Below are 23,356 nucleotides of genomic sequence, written 5' to 3' on the forward strand. Positions count from 1 at the left end.
GAACCTCCGCCCCGCCCGCGACACGGCCTGAGGCTCAGCCCGCCCGTGGCCCATAATCCCGCGCGCCGAAGATCGCCGAGCCGACGCGCACATGCGTTGCCCCGGCGGCGATCGCCGCCTCGAAATCGGAACTCATCCCCATCGACAGCCCGGTCAGCCCGTTGCGCGCCGCCATCGCGGCGAGCGCGGCGAAATGCGGCGCCGGGTCCTCGCCCTCGGGCGGGATGCACATCAGCCCGACGACCGGCAGATCCATGCCCCGCGCCTCGGCCACGAAGGCATCGACGCCCTCGGGCAGCACCCCCGCCTTCTGCGGCTCACTTCCGGTGTTCACCTGGATGAAAAGCTCGGGGCTCGCGCCCCGCGCCTGCGCCAGATGAGCCAGCTTCGTCGCCAGCGACGGCCGGTCGAGGGTGTGGATCGCCTCGAAAAGCTCGACCGCGATCTTTGCCTTGTTGCTCTGCAACGGGCCGATCATGTGCACCGCAACGCCCGGAAAACCCGCGCGCCAGGCCGGCCACTTGCCCTGCGCTTCCTGCACGTAATTCTCGCCGAAAAGCCGGTGGCCGGCGCGCAGCACCGCCTCGACCCGTTCGGCCGGCTGCACCTTCGACACCGCGATCAGCTGCACCGAACCGGCAGCCCGGCCCGCAGCCGCCTCTGCCGCGGCGACGCGGCGGGTGATTTCCTCAAGTCCCATGGCATCCTCCATCGCGCCCCAGAAACCACGCGATGGCGCAAAAGAAAAGAGCGGGCCCAAGGCCCGCTCTTTCCCGATCAGGTTCTGAAGAATCAGAACTTGAACTTCACGCCGAGGTCGGCGGTGACGTTCGAGCCGTCCAGATCCGAGTCCGAGATGCCGCCGGCGACCGAGGCACCACCGCCCAGATCGTAGGAAGCACCGAGGCCCCACCAGGTCGCGCTGTCGGTGCCGGTGTCGGCAACGGCGTCGTCGATGAACTCGACCTTCTGCACGTAGCCCATGACGGTGGTGGCGCCGAAGACCGACGACACGCCGAGGCCGTAGGCCTGGTCAACCGGGTTGCCGTCGTCGCCGGCCGCGTAGTAGGCCTTCACCGAGGTGTCGCCGAAGGTCGCGACGCCGGCCAGCTCGAGCTGGGTGGCTTTGTCGTGGCCGTACTTGGTCACACCGCTCTTGAAGTCGAGGACTTCATAGCCCAGACCCACGGTGTAGTTCTGGAAGGTGTAGGCCGCGGCGATCGCGTATTCCTGATCCGAGTCGTTGGCGATGTTATAGGCGTTCGAACCGGTCGCTTCCTTGCCGTCCGACAGCGACGCGGCGACCGAGAAGGCGCCAGCCGAGTAGGTGTACAGCAGGACCGGGTTGTTCGCCGAGGTGGTGGCGCCCGAGTCACCGGTCAGGTAGGGGATGTCGTTTTCGAGCAGGCCCTGGCCGTTCAGCTTGGCGAAGCCGGTGTAGTCGCCTTCACCCGCGGTCAGGTCTTCGTAGCCGACTTCCGGCAGGTCGCCGAACAGGGCTTCCGGAGCCGAGACGACGTCGCCCATTTCGATCTTGCCGAAGGCGCCCGAGATGTAGACCGAACCGGCCGAACCGTTTTCAGCAGCGCCCGACTCGTGAGCCTTGAACGAGCCACCGAATTCGAGGCCGCCATCGGTCTGACCCGAGAGCGTGAACACCACGCGGGCGCGGCTCGAGAAGTTCCAGTCGTCGCCGTTGTAGACGACGCCCATGCGGCCGTCGCCCGAGAGCGACACTTCAGCAGCGGCGAAGCCGGCCGAGAAGACCAGGGCGGTCGTCGCGAAGAGAACCTTTTTCATCGTTTTCCCTCATTGTCTCTAAGGTAAACCCCAACTCAGGGAAATCCGAATTGGGTATGGCTGCTTTTTCCCTCCCGCCGCCCCTCATTGCAATGAAAACGACTGGCGCCGGGGCATTGCCGCGGGGCGTGGTGCACTCTTGCCACAGTCCGGCCAACCCCTTGCGCGCGGAGGCCCGCACACGCCCCGCACACGCCCACGTGAAAGCGGCAAGCCGCCGGAAGCGCGGCGCAAGGGCGCCTCCTGCCGGGAAAATCCTTGTCGCCCCGCGGGGCTTGGGCTAGAGACGGTCAAGGCCAACAGCTCGAAGCTCACGGGGACTGCATCCGATGAAAATCCGACACATCCTGCGCGCCGGGACCATTGCAGGTGTCACCCTCACGCTCGTGGGCTGCGGCGGCATTTCCAGCGGCAATCTTTTCGGCGGCGGCTCGAAAAAGGCGGCGCAGACCGAAGCCACCGGGCCGATGCCGGACCCGACCCAGGTCTCGCATTTGAGCGGCACCAACAACGACTGGGAATATCGCCAGAAATCCTCGACGGTGTGGGATCTGTTCTCGAACAGCGACGACCCGAACGTGAAGCTCGAGGTCAACAAGTACATCTGGAATGCGACGCTCGACGTGCTCGATTTCCTGCCGATCCAGACCGTCGACCCGTTCTCGGGGCTGATCGTCACCGGCTATGGCACGCCCCCGGGCGGCGGCCGCGCCTATCGCGCCACGGTGCACATCACCGATCCGGCGCTTGACGCGCGCAGCCTCAAGGTCTCGCTCGAAAGCAAGGGCGGCGCGGTCTCGCCCGATACCGTGCGCGCCGTCGAGGATGCGATTCTCACCCGCGCCCGGCAGCTGCGGATCGCCGATTCGAAGCTCTGAGCCCGGCCGGGCGGGGAATTTTGCCCCCGCCCGCCGGCTCGTCTCTGGACCTCGTGCCCTGCCACGGTGTAGCAAGCGCCTCGCAGACTTCGTTTGAGGGGCCGAGATGACGCGCTACGCACCCGCCGAGACCGAGAAGAAATGGCAAGCCGCCTGGGATGACGCCGGCGTCTTCACCGCGAAACGCGACCCGGCCAGACCGAAATATTACGTGCTCGAGATGTTCCCCTATCCGTCGGGGCGCATCCACATGGGCCATGTGCGCAACTACACGATGGGCGACGTCGTGGCGCGCTACAAGATGAGCTGCGGCTATTCCGTGCTGCACCCGATGGGCTGGGACGCCTTCGGGATGCCGGCCGAGAACGCGGCGATGGAGCGCGGCGGCCACCCGAAGGACTGGACCTACGGCAATATCGCCGACATGCGCGGGCAGATGAAACCGCTCGGCCTGTCGATCGACTGGAGCCGCGAATTCGCCACCTGCGACCCCGAATATTACGGCCAGCAGCAGGCGATGTTCATCGACATGCTCGAGGCGGGCCTTGTCTATCGCAAGAACGCGGTGGTGAACTGGGACCCGGTCGACATGACGGTTCTGGCGAACGAGCAGGTGATCGACGGCAAGGGCTGGCGCTCGGGCGCGGCGGTCGAGCGCAAGGAACTCACCCAGTGGTTCTTCCGGATCTCGGATTTCGCCGGCGAGCTGCTCGATGCGCTCGACGGTCTCGAGCACTGGCCCGAGAAGGTGCGCCTGATGCAGGCGAACTGGATCGGCCGCTCGCGCGGGCTGCAATTCGCCTTCTCGACGATCGACGCGCCCGAGGGCTTCGACCGCATCGAGTGCTATACCACCCGCCCCGACACGCTGATGGGGGCAAGTTTCTGCGCGATCTCGCCCGACCATCCGCTGGCCAAGCATCTCGAGCGGCACAACCCCGAGATGGCGAAGTTCATCGCCGAGGCGCGCCGCGGCGGCACCACCGAGGAAGCGATCGAGACCGGCGAGAAGCTGGGCATCGACACCGGCATCCGGGTGCGCCACCCGCTGGACGAGGCCTGGGAACTGCCGGTCTGGATCGCGAACTTCATCCTGATGGATTACGGCACCGGCGCGATCTTCGGTTGCCCGGCGCATGACGCGCGCGACTTCGAATTCGCCACCAAATACGGCCTGCCGATCCATTCGGTGTTCCGCCCGGTGGCCGACGAGGCGGCCGAGGCCGATCTGCCGCCCACCGAGGAATTCGTTCCGCTGAAATCGGAAAAGGTGCGCTATATCCGCGGCTTCTCGGGCGAAGAGGTGCAGACCGGCGAGGACGCCGTCGCCGCCGCGATTGCCTTCTGCGAGGCGAACGGCATCGGCCGCGGCGTGACCAACTACCGCCTGCGCGACTGGGGCCTGAGCCGCCAGCGCTATTGGGGCTGCCCGATTCCGGTGGTGCATTGCCCCGATTGCGGCGTGGTGCCCGAGAAAAAGGAAAACCTGCCGGTCCGCCTGCCCGACGACGTCACCTTCGACAAGCCCGGCAACCCGCTCGACCGCCACCCGACCTGGCGCGACTGCGCCTGCCCGAAATGCGGCGGCAAGGCCCGGCGCGAGACCGACACGATGGACACCTTCGTCGATTCGTCGTGGTATTACGCGCGCTTCACCAACCCGCATGCGACGACGCCGACGGTGGCCGAGGACGCCGATTACTGGATGAACGTCGACCAGTATATCGGCGGCATCGAGCACGCGATTCTGCATCTGCTCTATTCGCGCTTCTTCGCCCGGGCGATGCACCGCACCGGCCACCTGCCGGCGAAGGCGATCGAGCCGTTCAGCGCGCTGTTCACCCAGGGCATGGTGACGCACGAGATCTACATGACCCGCGATTCGGCGGGCCGCCCGGTCTATCACCTGCCCGAGGACATCGACCGCGAAGCGGGCACGGTGAAGGCCACCGGCGAGAAGCTCGAGATCATCCCCTCGGCGAAGATGTCGAAATCGAAGAAGAACGTCGTCGACCCGATGAACATCATCGCCTCCTTCGGCGCCGACACCGCGCGTTTCTTCGTGATGTCGGACAGCCCGCCCGAGCGCGACGTGGAATGGACCGCGGCCGGTGCCGAGGCGACGTCGAAGTTCCTCGCACGCGTCTGGCGCATCGCCGACGAGATCGCACAGGGCACGGGCGGTGACGGCGGGGCCGAGGACGAGGCGTTGCTCAAGGCCGTGCACAAGGCGATCGACGAGGTCACCCGCTCGATCGACGGCTTCGCCTTCAACAAGGCGGTGGCGGCGATCTATGGCCTGACCAACACGCTGTCGAAATCGGCCGCCTCGAACGGCGCGAAGCGCGACGCGATGAAGCTGATGGCGCAGATCATGGCGCCGATGGTGCCGCATCTGGCCGAGGACGTCTGGTCGATGCTGGGCGGCGCGGGCTTTGTCGTGCAGGCCGGCTGGCCGAAGGCCGATCCGGCGCTGCTGGCCGAGGACAGCGTGACCCTGCCCATTCAGATCAACGGCAAACGCCGCGGCGAGATCACCGTGCCCAAGGACATGCCGAAGGACGAGGTTGAAAAGCGCGTGCTGGCGGACGAGACTGTGCTCAAGGTGCTGGCCGGCGGCCAGCCGAAGAAGCTCATCGTCGTGCCGGGGCGCATCGTCAATGTCGTCATCTGATCGCAGAACCTTCCTGCTTCTTGCTGCCGCGGCCCTTGCGGGCTGCGGCTTCACCCCGGCCTATGGCCCGCAGGGCGGCGGCACCAGACTGCTTGGTGCGGTGCAGACTGATTCGCCCGCCACCCGCGACGATTTCGCCCTGACCCGGCGGCTGAGCGAACGGCTCGGCCCGCTGGAAACCGCACATTACCGGCTTGCCTACACGGTCACGACCGAGGCGCTCGGCCAGGCGATCACACCCTCGAACGCGACCACGCGCTATTCGCTCGCCGGCAAGGTCGATTACACGCTGCACGACATCGGCACCGATGCTGTGCTGCTGACCGGCAAGGTTGCCTCCTTCACCTCCTGGTCGGCGACCGGCACGGTGGTGGCGACCGATGCCGCCGAGGAGGACGCGCACCGCCGGCTGATGTCGATGCTTGCCGACCAGATCGTCACCCGGCTGCTCGCGCAGGCGGGCTCGCTGCCGCAATGAAGCTCGCGGGCGTCGCCGCGGTCCGCTTTTTCGCGAAGCCCGATCCGGCGCGCACGGGGCTGCTGATCTACGGCGCCGACGCGATGCGCGTGGCGCTGCGCCGGCAGGAGGTGATCGCCGCCCTCGTCGGCCCCGAGGGCGAGGCCGAGATGCGCCTCACCCGGATCCCCGCCGCCGAACTGCGCAAGGACGGCGCGGCGCTGATCGACGCGGTGAAGGCGGTGGGCTTCTTCCCCGGCCCGCGCGTCGTCTTCGTCGAGGATGCGACCGACACCCTTGCCCCCACCGTCTCGGCCGCGCTCAAGGACTGGCGCGAGGGCGATGCGCAGATCATCGTCACCGCGGGATCGCTCACCGCGAAATCGGCTCTGCGCAAGCTCTTCGAGCCGCATCCGAATGCCGTCGCCATCGGCATCTACGACGATCCCCCGACCCGCGAGGAGATCGAGGAGATCCTGCACCGCGCCGGGCTGCGCCACATCGACCAGGCGGCGATGACCGACCTTCTGGCGCTGGCCAAGGCGCTCGATCCCGGCGACTTCCGCCAGACCGTCGAGAAGATCGCGCTCTACAAATACGGCGATTCGGCGCCGCTGACTCCGGCCGAGATCGCCGCCTGCGCCCCCGCCACGGTCGAGGCCGAGGTCGACGACGTGCTGAACATCGTCGCCGAGGGCCGGCCGCAGGAGCTTGGCCCGATGATGCGCCGGATCGAGGGGCAGGGCGTGCTGCCGGTGACGCTGGCGATCATGGCGCTGCGCCATTTCCGCACCCTGCACGCCGCGGCCTCGGACCCGGGCGGGCCCGGCGCCGGCATCGGCCGGGTGCGCCCGCCGGTCTTCGGCCCGCGCCGCGACCGGATGCAGGCGCAGGCCAGCCGCTGGGGCATGTTCCGCCTCGAGGAGGCGCTGAAGCTGCTGATCGAGACCGATCTCACCCTGCGCTCGGCCTCGAAGGCGCCGCAGATGGCGGTGATGGAACGCGCGCTGTTGCGCCTGTCGATGCTGGCGCGGCACTGATGGCGCGGGCGCTGGTCATCGGTGGCGGGCCGGCCGGGCTGATGGCCGCGGAGGAGCTCGCGCGCGCCGGCCATTCGGTGCTGCTGGCCGAGGCGAAGCCGACGCTCGCGCGCAAGTTCCTGATGGCAGGGAAGTCGGGTCTGAACCTGACCAGAGACGAGCCGCTTGACCGGTTCCTGACCGCCTATTCGCCCGACTGGGTGCGGCCGCTGATCGCCGATTTCGGCCCGGCGGCGGTGACGGCCTTTGCCCGCGGGCTGGGGATCGCGCTGTTCACCGGCACCACCGGGCGGGTGTTCCCGACCGGGATGAAGGCCTCGCCGATGCTGCGCGCCTGGATCGCGCGGCTGACCGGCATGGGGGTCGAGATCCGCACCCGCTGGCACTGGCAGGGCTTCGACGGAGACGCCTTCGTCTTCGACACGCCCGAGGGCAGGGCTACGCTGCGCCCCGAGGTCACGGTTCTGGCGCTTGGCGGGGCAAGCTGGCCCCGGCTTGGCTCGGATGCCGCCTGGGTGCCCTGGCTGGCCGCACGCGGGGTCGAGATCTCCCCCTTCCGCCCGGCGAACATGGGGCTGATGGTCGCCTGGTCGGTGCATATGGTGCCCTTCCTCGGCCAGCCGGTGAAGGGCGCGGCGCTGGTCATCCCCGGCGCCCGCTCGCGCGGCGAATTCGTGCTGTCGGCCCGCGGCATCGAGGGCGGCGGGGTCTATGCCATCGCCGCCGCGGTGCGCGAGGGGGCGCCGCTGACGCTCGACCTCGTGCCCGATGGCGATGCCGAGACGCTCGCCCGCCGCATCGCCCATGTCAGCCCAAAGGAAAGCGCGTCGAACCGACTGCGCAAGGCGCTGCGGCTTGACCCGGTGAAACTCGCGCTGCTGAACGAATGGGGCCGGCCGCTGCCCTCGGACCCGATCGCGCTCGCACAGCGGGTGAAGGCGCTGCCGGTGCGGCACGCGGGGCCCCGGCCACTGGCCGAGGCGATCTCGTCCGCCGGCGGCATCACCCGCGGGGCGCTTGGCGAAGGGCTGGAGCTGACTGCCCTGCCCGGCGTCTTCGCCGCGGGCGAGATGCTCGACTGGGAGGCACCAACCGGGGGCTATCTGCTCACCGGCTGCCTTGCCACCGGGCGGGTCGCCGGGCGCGCGGCGGCACGGCGGCTGGGGCGTTAAACGCCCCAGGTCCGTTCGAGCACCGCCAGCCAGTTGCGGAAGGCAAGCTTCTCGACCAGCGCCGCGCCGAAGCCATGGTCGCGCAGCGCCGCCAGCAGCCGCGGCAGCCCCGCGACATCGCCCAGATCCGCCGGCACCGTCGCCCCGTCGAAATCGGAGCCGAGCCCGACCCGGTCCTCGCCCAGAATGCCGATCAGATGATCGAGATGGCGCAACACCGGATCCCAGCCGGTGAAGGTCTCGCCCACGCCATCGGGGCGCAGGAAGCCCACGGCATAGTTCAGCCCGACCATGCCGTCGCTGTCACGGATCACCGCAAGCTGGCGGTCGGTCAGGTTGCGGCTGTGCGGCGACACCGCATGGGCGTTCGAATGGGTGGCAACAAGCGGCGCATCGGACATCGCCGCGATATCGTCGAAGCCCTTCTCGTTCAGATGGCTGAGGTCGAGCATGATCTTCAGCGCATTGCATTCGCGCACCAGCCGCTTGCCCGCCTCGGTCAGGCCGTCGCCGGTATCGGGCGAGGACGGATAGGCAAAGGGCACGCCATGGCCGAAAGCCGTGGGCCGCGACCAGACCGGACCGAGCGAGCGCAGCCCCGCCGCGTGCCAGACATGCAGCGCATCGAGGTCGGGCAGGATCGCCTCGGCCCCCTCCATGTGCAGCACCGCGGCGATCTTGCCCGCCGCCATCGCGGCGCGGATCTCGGCCACGCTGCGACAGATTGCAAGCGTGCCAGTGCGCTCCATCCACAGCAGATGCCCGATCTCGGCCACCGCGACCTCGAGCGCGTCGGTGTAAGGCACAGGCTCTGGCAGCGGCACGGCATAGGGCGGGTTGCGCAGCATCGCGTCGAAATCGGGGGCATCATGCGGCACGGGCGAGGGCACGTAGACCGCGAAGAAGCCGCCCGCAAACCCGCCTGCGCGCATCCGCGGCAGATCGAGATGCCCCTCGCCCGTGCCCTCGAGCCACAGCGCCGCGCGCCGCGCGGGCTCGCGCAGCAGGCGCATCAGAAAATCGTTGTGCCCGTCAAAAACCGGAATCATCGCCCTCTCCGTCAGTCCTGAGCCTCATGCGCCGCGGCCCGCCCCCAGGCCGGCCGCGCCCTCATCCGTGCCAGATACCCCGTCAGGCGATGCTCGACGATCGGAAACTTCGCGCTCAGCGCCCAGGTCAGGCAATGGGTCAGGATCAGGTCGGGCACCGTCATCGCGTCGCCCATGACGAAATCGCCCTCGCCCATGCGGCTGACCAGCACCCGCTGCGAGTGCTCGAACTCCCATCGCAGGGTGTTGCGGATGCCCGACAGGCGCAACTCCTCGGGCAGGATGTAGCTGTGCCGCGCCGCCATCCACAGCGCCGCATCGAATTCATCAAGCAGGAACTGCGTCAGCCCGTCCTGCCGCGCCCGCGGCAAGGTGCCGGCCTTGTGGGTCAAGGCGCCGTGGCGGTCGGCGAGATACTGGATGATCGCCGTCGTGTCCGACACCGGCGTGCCGTCGACGATCAGCACCGTGCCCTTGCCGGCGGGCGCGATCTCGGCCACGCCGTCGGGCTGCGGATGGGCCTTCACATGGTCGTAGGGCTGGCCGAGCTCCTCGAGCATCCACAGCACCCGCATCACGCGTGAGCCCGCGGTTCCGATCACCGTATACATGTCGCCCCCCTTTCGCGCGCATTGGGCCATGCGACGCGGGCAGGTGCAAGCGGCATTGTCTCCCGCACAATCGCCCCGTTGACGCAGGCGCGCGGGCATGGCGAAAGTGATCCTCCGCGCGCCGGAAGATGCGCGCAGGGAGACCACACATGACCAAGGCCCGCCTCCTCACCCCCGTGCTGATCGGGGGCTGCATCATCCTGATGCTGAACTTCGCCGTTCGCGCCTCGTTCGGCGTGTTCCAGATTCCGATCGCGGCAGAGTTCAACTGGCCGCGGTCCGAGTTCAGCCTGGCGATCGCGATCCAGAACCTTGCCTGGGGCATCGGCCAGCCGATCTTCGGCGCGCTGGCGGAGCGCTTCGGCGATCGTCGCGCGATCGTCGTGGGGGCCCTGATGTATGCCGCGGGGCTGGTGCTGTCGGCCTTCTCGGTCGCGCCCTGGCAACACGACCTGCTCGAGATCCTGGTGGGCTTCGGCATCGCCGGCACCGGCTTTGGCGTGATCCTTGCCGTCGTCGGCCGCGCGAGTTCCGACGAGAACCGCTCGCTCGCGCTTGGCATCGCGACGGCGGCGGGCTCGGCCGGGCAGGTGTTCGGCGCGCCGGTGGCCGAGGCGCTGCTGGCCGTGCTGCCGTGGCAGGGCGTGTTCGTGATCTTCGCCGTGGTGATCCTCGCCAGCCTCTTTGCCCTGCCGATGCTGCGCGCCCAGCCGCGCGTGAGCCGCGCCGAGCTCGAGGAAAGCATGGGCAAGGTGCTGGTGCGCGCCTTCCGCGACCCGTCCTACACGCTGATCTTCCTCGGCTTCTTCAGCTGCGGCTATCAGCTGGCCTTCATCACCGCGCATTTCCCCGCGATGGTGACCGAGATGTGCGGCGCGGTGCCGCCCGACAGCATGCTGGCCGGGCTCGGGATTTCCTCGCAATCGGCGCTTGGCGCGGTGGCGATCTCGGTGATCGGGCTCGCCAATATCGTGGGCTCGATCTATGCCGGCTGGGCGGGCAAGCGCTGGTCGAAGAAATACCTGCTTGCGGGCATCTACACGCTGCGCACCATCGCCGCGGCGGTGTTCATCCTGGTGCCGATGACGCCCGCCTCGGTGCTGATCTTCTCGCTCGTCATGGGCGCGCTGTGGCTGGCCACGGTGCCGCTGACCTCGGGGCTTGTCGCCTATATCTATGGGCTGCGCTACATGGGCACGCTCTATGGCTTCGTCTTCCTCAGCCATCAGATCGGCGCCTTCCTCGGCGTCTGGCTGGGCGGCAAGCTCTATGACCTCTACGGCAACTACACCATGGTGTGGTGGGTCGGCGTGGGGGTCGGGGCCTTCTCGGCGCTCGTCCACCTGCCGGTGCGCGAACGGCCGATGGCGGCTCAGCCCGCCTGAAGCAGCGCCGCGAGCCCCGCGCGATAGTCGGGGTAGCGCAGCCGCACGCCCAGCTCGGTCTTGATCCGGTCGTTCCGCACCCGCTTGTTCTCGGCATAGAAGCTGCGCGCCATCGGGCTGAGGTCTGCCGCGTCGAAGGGCACGCCCGGCGGCTCGGGCAGGCCCAGAAGCGCCGCGGCATGGCTCAGCACATCCTCTGGCGGGGCCGGGTCGTCGTCGCAGACGTTATAGACCCGCCCCGGGTTCGGCCGCGCGATCGAGGCGGCCAGCACCTGCGCGATGTCGTCCACATGGATGCGCGAGAACACCTGCCCCGGCTTCAGGATCCGCCGCGCCGTGCCCTCGCGCACCTTCTCGAAGGGGCCGCGGCCGGGGCCGTAGATGCCGGCGAGGCGGAAGATGTGCAGCGGCAATCCCGGGATCGCGGCCCAGGCCCGTTCCGCCGCCACCCGCATCTCGCCGCGCGTCGTCGCCGGCGTCAGGGGCGTGTCCTCGTCGACCCAGCCGCCGGCATGGTCGCCATAGACCCCCACGGTCGACAGATACCCCGCCCAGTCGAGCTGCCCGGCCGCGGCAGCGATCTGCGCGCCGCAGGCCGTCAGCACCGGATCGCCCGCGGCATCGGGGGCGACCGAGCTCAGCAGATGGGTGACCCCCGCCAGCGGGAGCGGTCCGCCGGTCCAGACCTGCACCTCGACCCCGGTCGCGCGCAGGGCTGCCGCCTTGTCCGCGCTGCGCGTGGTGGCGACGATGCGCCAGCCCCGCGGCAGCAGCACCCGCGCCAGTGCCTGCGCCGAATAGCCGTGGCCCACCGACAGCAGCACGCTCACGCGCCGCTCCGGTCGATATGGCCGAGGTCGCGGCCCGGTTCGATGATGTCGCGGATGCGGGCCTTGAGCACCTTCGCCTCGGGGAAGCCGCCGTCGCGCTTGCGCTCCCAGACGAGAGTCTCGCCCACCCGCACCTCGTAGACGCCGCCATGGCCGGGGATCAGCGCCACCTCGCCCAGCTCCTCGCCAAAGGTCGAGAGCAGTTCCTGCGCCATCCAGCCAGCGCGCAGCAGCCAGTTGCAGCCGGTGCAATAGGTGATCGTGATGCGGGGTTTCTGAGCCTGTTCCATCCCCAAGATGTAGCGCGCGCCCCCTGTCATCACAACATCACTTGCACGGGCCCGGCACTGGTGGCACCCTGAGACATGGAACAGATGAACACCTTGAAAACATGGCCCGAGGCCGCGCCGCGTCTGATCGCCGTCGCTGCGGGCCGGTCGCCCGCCGATACCGTGATCCGGCAGGGCAAATGGGTCAACGTCCAGTCGCGCGAGGTGCTGGACGGCTATGATATCGCCATCGCCGAGGGCCGCTTTGCCGCCATCGCGCCGGATCTGTCGGACGCGATCGGCCCCGACACCCAGGTGATCGAGGCGAACGGGCGCTTCATGCTGCCCGGGCTGATCGACGGCCACATGCACATCGAATCCGGCATGCTGACCCCCGCGGAATTCGCCGCCGCCGTCATCCCGCACGGCACCACGACGATGTTCACCGACCCGCACGAGATCGCCAACGTGCTGGGCCTTGCCGGCGTGCGGATGATGCATGACGAGGCGCTGATGCAGCCCGTCAGCATCTTCACCCAGATGCCCTCCTGCGCCCCCTCGGCGCCGGGGCTCGAGACCACCGGCTTCGAGATCTCGGCCGAGGATGTGACCGAGGCGATGACCTGGCCCGGGATCATCGGGCTCGGCGAGATGATGAACTTCCCCGGCGTGATCGCCGGCGATCCGAAGATGCTGGCCGAGATCGCGGCGACGCAAGATGCACGCAAGACCGTCGGCGGCCATTACGCCAGCCCCGACAAGGGCGCGCCCTTCCGTGCCTATCTGGCCGGCGGGCCGGCCGACGACCACGAGGGCACGCGCGAGGAGGACGCCATCGCGCGGGTCAGGAACGGCATGCGCTCGATGATGCGGCTCGGCTCGGCGTGGTATGACGTCAAGACGCAGATCACCGCGGTCACCGAAAAGGGCCTCGATCCGCGCAACTTCATCCTGTGCACCGACGATTGCCACTCCGGCACGCTGGTGGACGAGGGCCACATGAACCGCGTCTATCGCCATGCGGTTGCCTGCGGCTGCCCGCCGCTGGTGGCGTTGCAGATGTGCACGGTCAACACCGCGACGCATTTCGGGCTGGAGCGCGAGCTCGGCTCGATCGCGCCCGGGCGGCGGGCGGACGTGATCCTGTCCTCGGATCTCGTCACCCTGCCGGTCGAGACGGTGATCGCCCGCGGCCGGATCGTTGCCGAGAATGGCCGGCTGCTGGCCGAGTGCCCGCATTACGACTGGCCCGAAAGCGCACGCCAGACCGTGCATCTGGGCAAGCACCTGACCGCCGCCGATTTCGCCATCGCCGCGCCCGAGGGGGCGAATACCGTCACCGCCAAGGTGATCGGCGTGGTCGAGAACCAGGCACCGACGAAGGCGCTGACCGCCGAGCTCGCCGTGGCCGACGGCCTCGCCCAGCCCGACGCGGCGAAGGACATCGCCCAGATCGCGCTGGTCGAACGGCACCGCGGCACCGGCGGCGTGGTGAACGGCTTCGTCTCGGGCTTCGGCTACACCGGCCGGATGGCGATCGGCTCGACCGTCGCGCATGACAGCCACCACATGATCGTCGTCGGCACCGACCGCGACAGCATGGCCGCCGCGGCGAACCGGCTGGGCGAGATGGGCGGCGGCATCACGGTGTGGAAGGACGGCGCCGAGATCGCCGCCGTGCCACTGCCGATCGCCGGGCTGATGTCGGACGATCCGGCGGCCGAGGTCGCCGCCCGCGCCAGCCGCATGGTCGCCGCGATGGCCGAGTGCGGCTGCACCCTGAACAACGCCTACATGCAGCATTCGCTGCTCGCGCTCGTCGTCATCCCCGAGATCCGGATCTCGGATCTCGGCCTTGTCGACGTGACGCGCTTTGAACTGACGGATCTTTTCGAATGAACGAACCGCTGACCATCCTGACGCCGCATTCTCCCGCGCCCGAACTGTTCACCGATGCAAAGGCTGCAGTGGCGCGGCTGGAACAGCTTTACGCCGAGGCGACGGAATTCCTGCTGACGAAATTCAACGAGGTGCTGGAAAGCGGCCGCGCGATGGCGCGGTTTCGCGCCTTCTACCCCGAGGTGCGGCTGACCGTCTCCTCGCATCTCAAGGCCGATGCCCGGCTCAGCTTCGGCCATGTGCCGCTGCCGGGCACCTATGTCGCGACGATCACCCGGCCGGATCTGTTCCGCAACTATCTGACGCAGCAGATCGGGCTTCTGATCCGCAACCACGGCGTGCCGGTGCAGATCGGCCCCTCGGCCACGCCGATCCCGGTGCATTTCGCCGTCGCCGCGCAGCCCGGCGTGACCGTGCCGCAGGAAGGCGTGCTCGCCTTCTCGCTGCGCGACGTCTTCGACGTGCCCGACCTCGCCACGATGAACGATGACATCGTGAACGGCACCGCCGGGCGGAACCCGGACGGCTCGGGTCATCTTGCGCCCTTCACCGCGCAGCGCGTCGATTATTCGCTCGCGCGGCTCAGCCATTACACCGCGACCGCGGCCGAGCATTTCCAGAACCACGTGCTGTTCACCAACTACCAGTTCTACGTCGAGGAATTCGAGAAGGTGGCGCGGGCGAAGCTTGCCGATCCGGCCGAGGGCTACACGAGCTTCGTCGCCCCCGGCAATGCCGAGATCACCACCCCCGACGGGGTGATCCCGCCGCTTGCCAAGCTGCCGCAGATGCCGACCTATCACCTCAAGCGCCCCGACGGGAACGGCGTCACGCTGGTGAACATCGGCGTCGGCCCCTCGAACGCGAAGACCGCGACCGACCATATCGCGGTGCTGCGCCCGCATGTCTGGATGATGGTCGGCCATTGCGCCGGGCTGCGCAATTCGCAGTCTCTGGGCGATTTCGTGCTGGCGCATGCCTACCTGCGCGAGGATGGGGTACTTGACGACGACCTGCCGGTCTGGGTGCCGATCCCGGCGCTCGCCGAGGTGCAGGTGGCGCTGCAGGAGGCGGTGGCCGAGGTCACCAAGCTCGAGGGATACGAGCTGAAGCGGATCATGCGCACCGGCACCGTCGCCACCATCGCGAACCGCAACTGGGAGCTGCGCGACCAGTCCGGCCCGGTGCACCGGCTGAGCCAGTCGCGCGCCGTCGGGCTCGACATGGAATCGGCGACGATCGCGGCAAACGGCTTCCGCTTCCGCGTGCCCTATGGCACGCTTCTGTGCGTTTCGGACAAGCCGCTGCACGGCGAGCTGAAGCTGCCCGGCATGGCGACCGAATTCTATCGCACCCAGGTGGCCAATCACCTGCTGATCGGTGTGCGCGCGATGGAGAAGCTGCGTGACATGCCGCTTGAGCGCATCCATAGCCGAAAGTTGCGCAGCTTCGAGGAAACGGCCTTCCTCTGACGCGTGGAAATCCGCCCAGCAGTGCCGAAATCGCTTGCCATGCTGAAAAAAACCGTGTGTTAGAGGGCGCACGAAGCCGCGTCACGCGGAAGCTGATGACCCCGGATCACGGGGCACATGAGAGGAAGATTCATGTCGAAACCGATGACCAAGACCCAGCTCGTGGCGGCTGTTGCCGAAGCAATGGGCTCGGACAAGAAGACCGCCTCGGCCGCGCTCGACGCCGTTGCCGCGATCGTGACCAAGGAAGTCGCTGAAGGCGGCGCCGTCACCCTGCCGGGCATCGGCAAGGTTTCCTGCAAGGCTCGTCCGGAGCGTCAGGTGCGCAACCCGGCCACCGGCGAAACGATCACCAAGCCGGCCGACAAGCAGGTCAAGGTTACCGTTGCGAAGGTCCTGAAGGACAGCGTCAACGGCTGATCATCCGCCGCCCCTTGCGGGGCGCGCCAGGATCGGACAGGGTCGCCCTTCGAGCAATCGGGGCGGCCTTTTTCTTTGTCCTCCCCCAGGCAGGAGAACAGGATGGATCTGCGCGCAATCGGCATGGGGCTGGCCTTTGCCCTGATGTGGTCCTCGGCCTTCACCTCGGCACGGATGATTGTCGCCGAGGCGCCGCCGCTTTTCGCGCTGGCTCTGCGCTTCCTGTTCTCGGGGCTGATCGGCACCGGTATCGCGCTGGCGCTTGGCCAGAGCCTGCGGCTGAGCCGGGCACAATGGCGCGCAGCGCTGATCTTCGGACTATGCCAGAACGCGCTTTACCTCGGGCTGAACTTCGTCGCGATGCAATGGGTGCAGGCCTCGGTCGCCTCGATCATCGCCTCGACCATGCCGCTGATGGTGGCCTTCCTCGGCTGGGCGGTGTTTCGCGACCGGGTGCGACCGCTCGGCCTTGCGGGGCTGATCGCGGGCGTCATCGGCGTCGCGATCATCATGGGGGCGCGGCTGTCGGGCGGGGTCGATCCGGTCGGCATGGCGCTGTGCTTCGGCGGCGCGCTGGCGCTCTCGATTGCCACGCTCACCGTGCGCGGCGCCTCGGGGGGCGGCAATGTGATGATGATCGTCGGGTTGCAGATGTTCGTCGGCGCCGCGGTGCTGGCGGTCGTCTCGGCGGCCACCGAGGACTGGACGGCGGTCCACATGAGCCCGCGGCTGATCGGCGCCTTTACCTATACCGTGCTGATCCCCGGCGTTCTGGCGACCTGGATCTGGTTCAAGCTGGTCGGCCGGATCGGCGCGGTCAAGGCCGCCACCTTCCACTTCCTCAACCCGTTCTTCGGCGTCGCCATTGCCGCCGCGGTGCTGGGCGAGCGGCTTGGCGCGCTCGACCTGCTCGGCGTTGCGGTGATCGCCGGCGGCATCCTCGCCGTCCAGCTCTCGAAACAGGGCTAGTCGCGGAAGGCGGCGGCGAAGGGCTCGGGCAGGTCGAACTCGGCAAGCGCCCGGACGCGCCCCCCGGCCGACATCTTGCGCGCCGTCTTCTCGACGATCTTCTGCAGCGCCTCGGGCGCCTGAGTCGGCGCGAAGGGCGCGAAATAGTGGCGCAGGAAGACGAAGCAGATCACGTCTTCCAGCGCCTGCACCTCGGCGTCGCGCTTGATCCCCTCCTTGCGCAGCATCCGCCCGGCCTGCGCGATCGCCTCCTCGTCATAGCCCGCCGCGCGCATGATCTCGCCCACGCGCCCGGCATGGCGGCGGCCCTGCTCGCGGCGCCAGTCCAGATAGCCCGTGCGCCCTTCGGGATAGTCCTTGCGCGGCAGGAGCCAGCGCTCGACATGCTGGCCGCGGGCGGCGATCTGCAAGGGCTCCGAGGCCTCGGGAACCAGCCGCGCCAGTTCCGCCGACATCCGCCGGCCATAGAGCAGCGCCGCGGGTTCTCCATCCTCGCGCGTCGGATCGGCGGCATTGGCGACATCGAGCGCGGCAAGCGCGCGGACAAGGGGCGTGGTCATGGGCAGCTCGGCTGATTGCGGTTTCGCCAGCTTTGCATCATTTCTGGGGGCGGTCCAAGAGGAGGCGGCACGATGGCAGGCTGGGGCGAATTTCTTCTGGCAGGCGGGCTGTTCATGGCCTCGCATCTGGTGCCGGCGAATGCGCGGCTGAAAACGGCCCTGGTTGCGCGGCTTGGTCGGCGGGGATGGGTCTGGGCCTTCAGCCTGACCTCGACGGCACTGCTGTTCTGGCTGATCTTCGCCGCCGGGCATGCACCCGCTGTGGTGCTGTGGATGCAGCAGGACTGGATGCGCTGGCTCGCCAATCTGGTGATGCCGGTGGCGATCGTGCTGGTCGCCTTCGGCATCGGCGCGCCCAATCCCTTCGCCTTCGAGGGACGCGCCACGGGCTTCGATCCCGATCATCCCGGCATCGCCGGACTGGTGCGCCAGCCGCTGCTGTGGGCACTGGTGCTGTGGTCTTCCGTGCACCTGCTGGTGAACGGCGACCTCGCGCATGTGATCCTGTTCGGCGCCTTCCTGATCTTCTCGGCGACTGGCATGCGGGCGATGGAGGGGCGCAAGCGCAGGGCCTGGGGCGCGGCCGACTTCGCGCGGCTCGCGGCCCGCACCTCGTCGGTGCCGTTTCAGGCGCTGCTCAGCGGCCGCTGGCGCCCGGCGCATGGACCCTCGCTCGTCCGGCTCGGCCTGGGCCTTCTCGCCTGGGTCACGCTATGGCACCTGCACGCGCCGGTGATCGGCGTCACGCCCCTGCCCTGACGGCCGCGCTCAGCGCAGCCGTTCGAGCAGCGAGAGCGAGGCATAGCCATCGGGCGCCAGCCCGTTCGCGCGCTGGTAGGCCTCGATCGCGGCGATGCTGTTCGCGCCGATCATGCCGTCGGTGCCCTGGGTGTCATAGCCAAGCGCGGTGAGCCGCGTCTGCAGCTCGCTGCGCTCGGCCTGGGTCAGCGAGCGGGCGTCGCGCGGCCAGGGATGGACGAAGGGCCCCGCCCCCTTCAGCCGGTCGGACAGATGCCCGACCCCGATCACATAGGCATCGGCGTTGTTGTAACGCGAGATCGCAGTGAAATTGCCGAAGATCATCAGGGCCGGACCGCCCGCCCCGGCGGGCAGCAGGATCGAGGCCGGGCCGTAATTCGGCACCGTGCCGCCGTTCACCCCCCGCACGCCAAGCGCCGCCCAGTCAGAGGGCGACTTCTTCGTCTTCTTGCCGGCGAGGTTGTAGTTGAACCCCTGCGGCAGGCGCACCTCGACCCCCCAGGGCTGGCCCTTCGACCAGCCCGAGCGCGCCAGATAGGCCGCGGTCGAGGCGAGCGCATCGGCCGGGTTGTCCGACCAGATGTCGCGCTTGCCGTCGCCGGTGAAATCGACCGCGAAGGACAGGTAGGAGGAGGGGATGAACTGCGTGTGCCCCATCGCGCCCGCCCAGGACCCGGTCATGTGCCGCGCATCGGTGTCGCCCGCCTGGATGATCTTCAGCGCGTCGATGAACTGTTGCGCGAAGAAGTTGCCGCGGCGGCCGTCATAGGCGAGCGTCGCCAGCGCCGGCACGATCAGCACCTTGCCGCGGTTGTTGCCGAAGTTCGACTCCATGCCCCAAACTGCGACGACGACCTCCTTCTCGACGCCATAGCGCGCCTCGATCTGGTTCAGCAGCGCCGCATGCTCGCGCAGCGCCGCGCGGCCGTTCTCGATCCGGGTGTCGGAGACCGCGCTGTCGAGATATTGCCAGATCGTCTTGGTGAACTCGGCCTGATTGCGGTCGCGCTCGATCACCTTCGGGTTGTAGCGGATGCCCCGGGTGGCATTGGCCCAGGTCGTCTCGCTGATCCCCGAGGCCAGCGCGCGCGGCTTGAAGGTGACGAGCCAGTTCTCGAAGCCGCGCTGCACGGCCGGGTCGACGGTGGGAATCTCTTCGATCATCTGGCTCTCTCCGCGCTTCGGCTGCTCGGCCCGGCCGATCGGGCCGGCGCAGGCCGAAAGCCCGGCAAGGGCGACGAGGGACAGGGTGGCAATCTTTACGACACGGATCATGGGCTCTGCTCGCTGTTTGTTGTTACGAAACAGTGTAGCAGGCCGGCGCCCGGTCGCAATCCGCCTTGGCGGGCGATCGCTCAGCCGCGCTCGCCCCGGTCCTCGCCGTAGAAGGGCGTCATCTGCGCCACGATCACCGAGTTTTCGGCCAGCGCGCGGTCCATCAGCGCGCGTTCCTCGTCGTCGATCTCGTGGCCGAGTTTCTCCCGCTCGGCCAGCGTGCCATAGCCGGTGACGTCAAGCGGCGCGAGATCGGCCTGTTTCAGGATCGCCACGGTCTCGCGCACCGCCTCGGCCTCGTCGACGCCCGAGGCATAGATCACCAGCCCCGCCCCGGTCGCGCCCTTCGGCAGGCCGTCGTTCTCGTGCCGGCCGACCTCGACCAGCAGGGTATAGACCTGCTGCGGCCGTTTCGCCTTGGCGGGCTTGTCCTCGGGGGTCTCGGTCATGGCGGGGCTCCGGAAAAGGGGGGCAGGCCGCTGGCCCGCCCCGGTCGCGCTCAGTCGCGCAGCAGCTCGTTGATGCCGGTCTTCGACCGGGTCTGCGCGTCGACACGCTTCACGATCACTGCGCAATAGAGGTTCACGCCGTTCTTCGACGGCAGCGAGCCCGAGACGACAACCGAATAGGGCGGCACTTCGCCATACATGATCTCGCCGGTCTCGCGGTCGACGATCTTCGTCGACTTGCCGATGAACACCCCCATGCCGAGAACCGAGCCCTCACGCACGATCACGCCCTCGACCACCTCGGAGCGGGCGCCGATGAAGCAGTTGTCCTCGATGATCGTCGGGCCGGCCTGCATCGGTTCCAGCACGCCGCCGATGCCGACGCCGCCCGACAGGTGCACGTTCTTGCCGATCTGCGCGCAGGAACCGACCGTCGCCCAGGTGTCGACCATCGTGTTCTCGTCGACATAGGCGCCGAGGTTGACGAAGGACGGCATCAGCACCACGCCCTTGCCGATGAAGGCCGAGCGGCGCACGATGCAGTTCGGCACGGCGCGGAACCCGGCCTGGGTCCATTCCGGCTCGCCCCAGCCGGCGAACTTGCTGTCGACCTTGTCCCACCAGCTCGAGCCCTGCGGCCCGCCCGACTGCATCGCCATGTCCTTCAGCCGGAAGCCGAGCAGCACCGCCTTCTTCGCCCACTGGTTCACCTGCCAGCTGCCATCGGCCATCTTCTCGGCGACGCGCAGCTTGCCGGTGTCGAGCGCGGCAAGTGTCTCCTCGATCGCGTCCCGCACCGCGCCCTTGCTGGCGGGGGTGATGGTGTCGCGGGTTTCCCAGGCAACTTCGATGGCGGCTTCGAGCGAGGATGTGGACATGGGCGTCCTCCGGATCTTGCGGTTTCAGGTGGCTTCTGCTTGCCTCTCCCTATAGTTGGAAGCAGCCGCAGGCGCAACGAGCAGGACCGCCATGACAGAAGAGCACAGCAGCCATACGTTCCGCGATTCGATCGAGGACGCAAGGGCCTCGCACCGCATCCCGGACACGCCGCAAAGCCGCTCTCCCGCCTATCGCCTCGCCTTCATCGACGAAGAATTCATGATGCGCCCAGAACTGCGCCCGGTGCGGCTGCAACTTGAACTGCTGAAGCCGCAGATGGTGCTCGACGAGCGCGGCATCGAGAGCACGGTGGTGATGTTCGGCGGCGCCCGCATCCCCGCGCCCGAGAAGAAAGAGACGGCCAAGACCCCGGCTCTTGCGGAACTGTCGCATTTCTACGAGGAGGCGCGCCGCTTCGCCCGCGCGGTGACCGAACGCTCGCTCGAGACCTATGGCCGCCAGCTGGTCGTGTGCACCGGCGGCGGGCCGGGCGTGATGGAGGCCGGCAACCTCGGCGCGCACGAGGCCGGCGGCCAGTCGATCGGGCTCAATATCATGCTGCCGCACGAGCAGGCACCAAATGCCTGGGTGACGCCGGATCTCAGCTTCAACTTCCACTATTTCGCCATCCGCAAGATGCATTTCCTGATGCGCGCGCGCGCGGTCTGTGTCTTCCCGGGCGGCTTCGGCACGCTCGACGAGATGTTCGAGGCGCTGACCCTGATCCAGACGCGACGGATGCGGCGGATCCCGTTCATCCTGTTCGGCACCGAGTTCTGGAAGAGCGTGGTGAACTGGACCATGCTGGCCGAGGCCGGCACGATCTCGCCGCAGGATCTCGAGCTGATCTCCTTCGTCGAGACCGCAGCAGATGCGCTCGCAATCATTGACGGCTGGGATTACGGCTGTGAGTAACATGGACACGGCGCGCGCGCGCTCTTTGGCACTGGCGATGCTGATCGCCTTCGCGGCGGTGGCGGTGGCGGGCGTGCTGCTGCGGCCACTGATCCCGATCGACGAGACGCGCTATATCGACGTCGCCTGGGAGATGCGGGTGACCGGCGATTTCCTGGTGCCGCACAAGAACTTCGAGATCTACACTGACAAGCCGCCGATGCTGTTCTGGCTGATGAACCTGGTGTGGTTCCTCACCGGCCATGTCAGCGACATCGGCGCGCGGCTGGTCGGGCCGGCCTTCGGGCTGGCAGCGGTCTGGGGCAGCTGGCGGCTTGGCGCGCGACTGTGGGACGAGACGACGGGCGCGATCGCCGCCGCGGTGCTGGCCGGAACCAGCTTCTTCGCGATCTACGGCGGCGCGGTGATGTTCGACACGATGCTCGCCGCGGCGACGGTCGGCGGTCTGCTGGCGCTGGTCAGCGCAACCTCGGCGCCGGGGGTGAACCGGCGGGCCTGGGCGGGCTTTGGCCTGGCGCTGGCCTTCGGGGTGCTGGCGAAGGGGCCGGTGATCCTGCTGCATCTCGGACCGGCGCTGCTGACGGTGCCGCTCTGGGCGAATTCCATCCGCCGGCCGAGCGGCGGTGAGATTGCGCGCGGCGCGGCGCTTGCCCTTGTGATCGCGCTGGCGATCGTCGGGCTCTGGGTGGTGCCGGCGGCGATTCTGGGCGGGCCGGAATACCGGCACATGATCTTGTGGGAACAGACCGCGGGCCGCACCGTGCAATCCTTTGCCCATGCCCGGCCGTGGTACTGGCTGCTGGCGCTGACGCCGCTGCTGCTCTTCCCCTGGGTCTGGACGCCCTCGCTGTGGCGCGGGCTGCGGCGGCTGTCGCTGTCGGATCGCGCGCTGCGGCTGTGCCTGATCCAGGCCGGGGCGGGGCTCGTGCTGTTCTCGCTCGTCTCGGGCAAGCAGGTGCATTACCTGATCCCGGAACTTCCGGCCGTGGCGCTGATCTTCGCCCGCGCGCTGATCGCGGGCGGGCGTGGCGAGGTGCGCGGACTTGGCGCGCTGCCGGCGGCGCTGCTGGTACTGCTGGCGGGCGGGGCGGCCCTCGCCGCAGCGCTCGGCAAGGGCGATGCGACGACGGTCGCGATGCTGCAACCGCTCGCCCCGGTCGCGGGCTTTGCGGTCTTGTGCCTGATCCTTGCGCTGGCCGCACTGGTGCTGCCGCGCGTCGCGGGGCTGGCCACGCTGGGGCTTGGCTTCGTGCTGGCGCTTCTGGGGCTGATCGGCACCACCGGGCTCGCGCCGGCCTATGACACCACCCCGATCGCGCAGATCCTTGCGGCGCATCAGGACCAGGGCATGGCGGTGGTCACCGACCGCTACAACGCCGAATTCGGCTTCGAGGGGCGGCTGACGAAACCCGTCGATGTGCTGGAGCCGGAACAGGCCGAGGCCTGGCTGAGCACGCACCCGGGCGGCATGCTGGCGAGTGAGTGCAAGGCGGTGACGCGGCCGGGCGAACCCGAGTACCGCATCCACTTCTACGGCGCCGACTGGTGCCTGTGGCAGGGCCGCTGAGAACGTCCTGAAACGATCGCGATCCCG

23 protein-coding genes are annotated in these 23,356 nt (G+C 68.5%); 13 read left to right on the forward strand and 10 right to left on the reverse strand.

The annotated features are described in order from the left end of the window. Window positions 1–34 precede the first annotated feature (34 nt). Together EOW65_RS13215 and EOW65_RS13220 are read right to left on the reverse strand one after the other, a co-directional pair. Window positions 35–700 carry a YggS family pyridoxal phosphate-dependent enzyme gene (locus EOW65_RS13215; protein ID WP_128150159.1) on the reverse strand — a complete coding sequence of 222 codons (666 nt, stop codon included), beginning with the start codon at window positions 698–700 and terminating at the stop codon, window positions 35–37. Window positions 701–792: 92 nt separating this feature from the next. Beyond that, a complete protein-coding gene (locus EOW65_RS13220; RefSeq protein ID WP_128150161.1) occupies window positions 793–1,800 on the reverse strand; it encodes a porin in 1,008 nt (335 codons plus the stop codon). Between the two features lie 329 nt (window positions 1,801–2,129). Here EOW65_RS13220 and EOW65_RS13225 point away from each other — a divergent pair, with 329 nt between their 5' ends. From EOW65_RS13225 to EOW65_RS13245, 5 genes are all read left to right on the forward strand, one after another. After that, window positions 2,130–2,678, forward strand: coding sequence for a DUF3576 domain-containing protein (locus EOW65_RS13225; protein WP_164880099.1), 549 nt, complete (start codon window positions 2,130–2,132; stop codon window positions 2,676–2,678). A 106-nt stretch (window positions 2,679–2,784) separates the two neighbouring features. Next, complete coding sequence (gene leuS / locus EOW65_RS13230) at window positions 2,785–5,352, forward strand: leucine--tRNA ligase (protein ID WP_128150163.1); 2,568 nt, start codon at window positions 2,785–2,787, stop codon at window positions 5,350–5,352. Next, entirely contained in the window at window positions 5,339–5,830 is a 492-nt protein-coding gene (gene lptE, locus EOW65_RS13235) for an LPS assembly lipoprotein LptE (protein WP_128150165.1), read from the forward strand. The genes leuS and lptE overlap by 14 nt, the downstream gene beginning before the upstream one ends. After that, window positions 5,827–6,849: a DNA polymerase III subunit delta gene (holA, locus tag EOW65_RS13240; RefSeq protein ID WP_128150167.1), complete on the forward strand. Its 1,023-nt coding sequence runs from the start codon at window positions 5,827–5,829 to the stop codon at window positions 6,847–6,849. The genes lptE and holA overlap by 4 nt, the downstream gene beginning before the upstream one ends. Continuing rightward, window positions 6,849–8,021 (forward strand): TIGR03862 family flavoprotein, encoded by a 1,173-nt coding sequence (locus tag EOW65_RS13245; protein ID WP_128150169.1) that lies wholly within the window; start codon window positions 6,849–6,851, stop codon window positions 8,019–8,021. Before holA ends, EOW65_RS13245 begins: the two co-directional genes overlap by 1 nt. Here the strand turns inward: EOW65_RS13245 and EOW65_RS13250 are convergent. Next, a complete protein-coding gene (locus EOW65_RS13250) occupies window positions 8,018–9,070 on the reverse strand; it encodes a dipeptidase (RefSeq protein ID WP_128150171.1) in 1,053 nt (350 codons plus the stop codon). The genes EOW65_RS13245 and EOW65_RS13250 overlap by 4 nt on opposite strands. An 11-nt stretch (window positions 9,071–9,081) precedes the next feature. After that, window positions 9,082–9,681, reverse strand: coding sequence for a glutathione S-transferase family protein (locus EOW65_RS13255; protein WP_128150173.1), 600 nt, complete (start codon window positions 9,679–9,681; stop codon window positions 9,082–9,084). Window positions 9,682–9,830: 149 nt separating this feature from the next. Between EOW65_RS13255 and EOW65_RS13260 the strand changes: the two genes are divergently transcribed. Then, on the forward strand, window positions 9,831–11,066 hold the full coding sequence (locus tag EOW65_RS13260) for an MFS transporter (protein WP_128150175.1): 1,236 nt from the start codon (window positions 9,831–9,833) through the stop codon (window positions 11,064–11,066). Here EOW65_RS13260 and EOW65_RS13265 read toward each other — a convergent pair. Further along, window positions 11,054–11,896 (reverse strand): SDR family oxidoreductase, encoded by an 843-nt coding sequence (locus EOW65_RS13265; RefSeq protein WP_128150177.1) that lies wholly within the window; start codon window positions 11,894–11,896, stop codon window positions 11,054–11,056. The genes EOW65_RS13260 and EOW65_RS13265 overlap by 13 nt on opposite strands. Continuing rightward, window positions 11,893–12,186, reverse strand: a complete 294-nt coding sequence (locus EOW65_RS13270; protein WP_128150234.1) for a SelT/SelW/SelH family protein — start codon at window positions 12,184–12,186, stop codon at window positions 11,893–11,895. The genes EOW65_RS13265 and EOW65_RS13270 overlap by 4 nt, the downstream gene beginning before the upstream one ends. 75 nt (window positions 12,187–12,261) lie before the next feature. On the opposite strand from EOW65_RS13270, the gene ade reads away from it, so the two are divergent. The 4 genes from ade to EOW65_RS13290 all read left to right on the forward strand — a co-directional run bounded on the left by ade (window position 12,262) and on the right by EOW65_RS13290 (window position 16,925). Continuing rightward, window positions 12,262–14,064, forward strand: coding sequence for an adenine deaminase (gene ade / locus EOW65_RS13275; protein ID WP_206364067.1), 1,803 nt, complete (start codon window positions 12,262–12,264; stop codon window positions 14,062–14,064). Continuing rightward, entirely contained in the window at window positions 14,061–15,536 is a 1,476-nt protein-coding gene (locus tag EOW65_RS13280; RefSeq protein WP_128150181.1) for an AMP nucleosidase, read from the forward strand. The genes ade and EOW65_RS13280 overlap by 4 nt, the downstream gene beginning before the upstream one ends. A gap of 132 nt (window positions 15,537–15,668) precedes the next feature. After that, window positions 15,669–15,956 carry an HU family DNA-binding protein gene (locus EOW65_RS13285; RefSeq protein ID WP_128150183.1) on the forward strand — a complete coding sequence of 96 codons (288 nt, stop codon included), beginning with the start codon at window positions 15,669–15,671 and terminating at the stop codon, window positions 15,954–15,956. Between the two features lie 102 nt (window positions 15,957–16,058). Further along, window positions 16,059–16,925, forward strand: coding sequence for a DMT family transporter (locus EOW65_RS13290; protein WP_128150185.1), 867 nt, complete (start codon window positions 16,059–16,061; stop codon window positions 16,923–16,925). Here EOW65_RS13290 and EOW65_RS13295 read toward each other — a convergent pair. Beyond that, window positions 16,922–17,485: a DUF4202 domain-containing protein gene (locus EOW65_RS13295; protein ID WP_128150187.1), complete on the reverse strand. Its 564-nt coding sequence runs from the start codon at window positions 17,483–17,485 to the stop codon at window positions 16,922–16,924. The two genes, EOW65_RS13290 and EOW65_RS13295, sit on opposite strands and share 4 nt — an antisense overlap. 72 nt (window positions 17,486–17,557) lie before the next feature. Here EOW65_RS13295 and EOW65_RS13300 point away from each other — a divergent pair, with 72 nt between their 5' ends. Then, window positions 17,558–18,244, forward strand: coding sequence for an NnrU family protein (locus EOW65_RS13300; RefSeq protein ID WP_128150189.1), 687 nt, complete (start codon window positions 17,558–17,560; stop codon window positions 18,242–18,244). Window positions 18,245–18,253: 9 nt separating this feature from the next. Here the strand turns inward: EOW65_RS13300 and EOW65_RS13305 are convergent, their stop codons facing one another. The 3 genes from EOW65_RS13305 to dapD form a co-directional block, all read right to left on the reverse strand. Next, window positions 18,254–19,519: a lytic murein transglycosylase gene (locus EOW65_RS13305; RefSeq protein WP_128150191.1), complete on the reverse strand. Its 1,266-nt coding sequence runs from the start codon at window positions 19,517–19,519 to the stop codon at window positions 18,254–18,256. Between the two features lie 80 nt (window positions 19,520–19,599). Beyond that, window positions 19,600–19,968: a hypothetical protein gene (locus EOW65_RS13310; RefSeq protein WP_128150193.1), complete on the reverse strand. Its 369-nt coding sequence runs from the start codon at window positions 19,966–19,968 to the stop codon at window positions 19,600–19,602. Window positions 19,969–20,018: 50 nt separating this feature from the next. Then, window positions 20,019–20,846 carry a 2,3,4,5-tetrahydropyridine-2,6-dicarboxylate N-succinyltransferase gene (gene dapD, locus EOW65_RS13315; protein ID WP_128150195.1) on the reverse strand — a complete coding sequence of 276 codons (828 nt, stop codon included), beginning with the start codon at window positions 20,844–20,846 and terminating at the stop codon, window positions 20,019–20,021. A gap of 91 nt (window positions 20,847–20,937) precedes the next feature. On the opposite strand from dapD, the gene EOW65_RS13320 reads away from it, so the two are divergent. Continuing rightward, a complete protein-coding gene (locus EOW65_RS13320) occupies window positions 20,938–21,762 on the forward strand; it encodes an LOG family protein (protein WP_128150197.1) in 825 nt (274 codons plus the stop codon). A 1-nt stretch (window position 21,763) separates the two neighbouring features. Beyond that, on the forward strand, window positions 21,764–23,329 hold the full coding sequence (locus EOW65_RS13325; protein ID WP_164880100.1) for an ArnT family glycosyltransferase: 1,566 nt from the start codon (window positions 21,764–21,766) through the stop codon (window positions 23,327–23,329). Window positions 23,330–23,356 lie beyond the last annotated feature (27 nt).

This window comes from Paenirhodobacter ferrireducens, assembly GCF_004022265.1.
GTDB lineage: Bacteria > Pseudomonadota > Alphaproteobacteria > Rhodobacterales > Rhodobacteraceae > Rhodobacter > Rhodobacter ferrireducens.

Coding starts and splice junctions, on each gene's coding strand:
- EOW65_RS13215 (WP_128150159.1), bottom strand. CDS start 700: ATGGGACTTGAGGAAATCACCCGCCGCGTCGCCGCGGCAGAGGCGGCT.
- EOW65_RS13220 (WP_128150161.1), bottom strand. CDS start 1,800: ATGAAAAAGGTTCTCTTCGCGACGACCGCCCTGGTCTTCTCGGCCGGC.
- EOW65_RS13225 (WP_164880099.1), top strand. CDS start 2,130: ATGAAAATCCGACACATCCTGCGCGCCGGGACCATTGCAGGTGTCACC.
- leuS (WP_128150163.1), top strand. CDS start 2,785: ATGACGCGCTACGCACCCGCCGAGACCGAGAAGAAATGGCAAGCCGCC.
- lptE (WP_128150165.1), top strand. CDS start 5,339: ATGTCGTCATCTGATCGCAGAACCTTCCTGCTTCTTGCTGCCGCGGCC.
- holA (WP_128150167.1), top strand. CDS start 5,827: ATGAAGCTCGCGGGCGTCGCCGCGGTCCGCTTTTTCGCGAAGCCCGAT.
- EOW65_RS13245 (WP_128150169.1), top strand. CDS start 6,849: ATGGCGCGGGCGCTGGTCATCGGTGGCGGGCCGGCCGGGCTGATGGCC.
- EOW65_RS13250 (WP_128150171.1), bottom strand. CDS start 9,070: ATGATTCCGGTTTTTGACGGGCACAACGATTTTCTGATGCGCCTGCTG.
- EOW65_RS13255 (WP_128150173.1), bottom strand. CDS start 9,681: ATGTATACGGTGATCGGAACCGCGGGCTCACGCGTGATGCGGGTGCTG.
- EOW65_RS13260 (WP_128150175.1), top strand. CDS start 9,831: ATGACCAAGGCCCGCCTCCTCACCCCCGTGCTGATCGGGGGCTGCATC.
- EOW65_RS13270 (WP_128150234.1), bottom strand. CDS start 12,186: ATGGAACAGGCTCAGAAACCCCGCATCACGATCACCTATTGCACCGGC.
- ade (WP_206364067.1), top strand. CDS start 12,262: ATGGAACAGATGAACACCTTGAAAACATGGCCCGAGGCCGCGCCGCGT.
- EOW65_RS13280 (WP_128150181.1), top strand. CDS start 14,061: ATGAACGAACCGCTGACCATCCTGACGCCGCATTCTCCCGCGCCCGAA.
- EOW65_RS13285 (WP_128150183.1), top strand. CDS start 15,669: ATGTCGAAACCGATGACCAAGACCCAGCTCGTGGCGGCTGTTGCCGAA.
- EOW65_RS13290 (WP_128150185.1), top strand. CDS start 16,059: ATGGATCTGCGCGCAATCGGCATGGGGCTGGCCTTTGCCCTGATGTGG.
- EOW65_RS13295 (WP_128150187.1), bottom strand. CDS start 17,485: ATGACCACGCCCCTTGTCCGCGCGCTTGCCGCGCTCGATGTCGCCAAT.
- EOW65_RS13300 (WP_128150189.1), top strand. CDS start 17,558: ATGGCAGGCTGGGGCGAATTTCTTCTGGCAGGCGGGCTGTTCATGGCC.
- EOW65_RS13305 (WP_128150191.1), bottom strand. CDS start 19,519: ATGATCCGTGTCGTAAAGATTGCCACCCTGTCCCTCGTCGCCCTTGCC.
- EOW65_RS13310 (WP_128150193.1), bottom strand. CDS start 19,968: ATGACCGAGACCCCCGAGGACAAGCCCGCCAAGGCGAAACGGCCGCAG.
- dapD (WP_128150195.1), bottom strand. CDS start 20,846: ATGTCCACATCCTCGCTCGAAGCCGCCATCGAAGTTGCCTGGGAAACC.
- EOW65_RS13320 (WP_128150197.1), top strand. CDS start 20,938: ATGACAGAAGAGCACAGCAGCCATACGTTCCGCGATTCGATCGAGGAC.
- EOW65_RS13325 (WP_164880100.1), top strand. CDS start 21,764: ATGGACACGGCGCGCGCGCGCTCTTTGGCACTGGCGATGCTGATCGCC.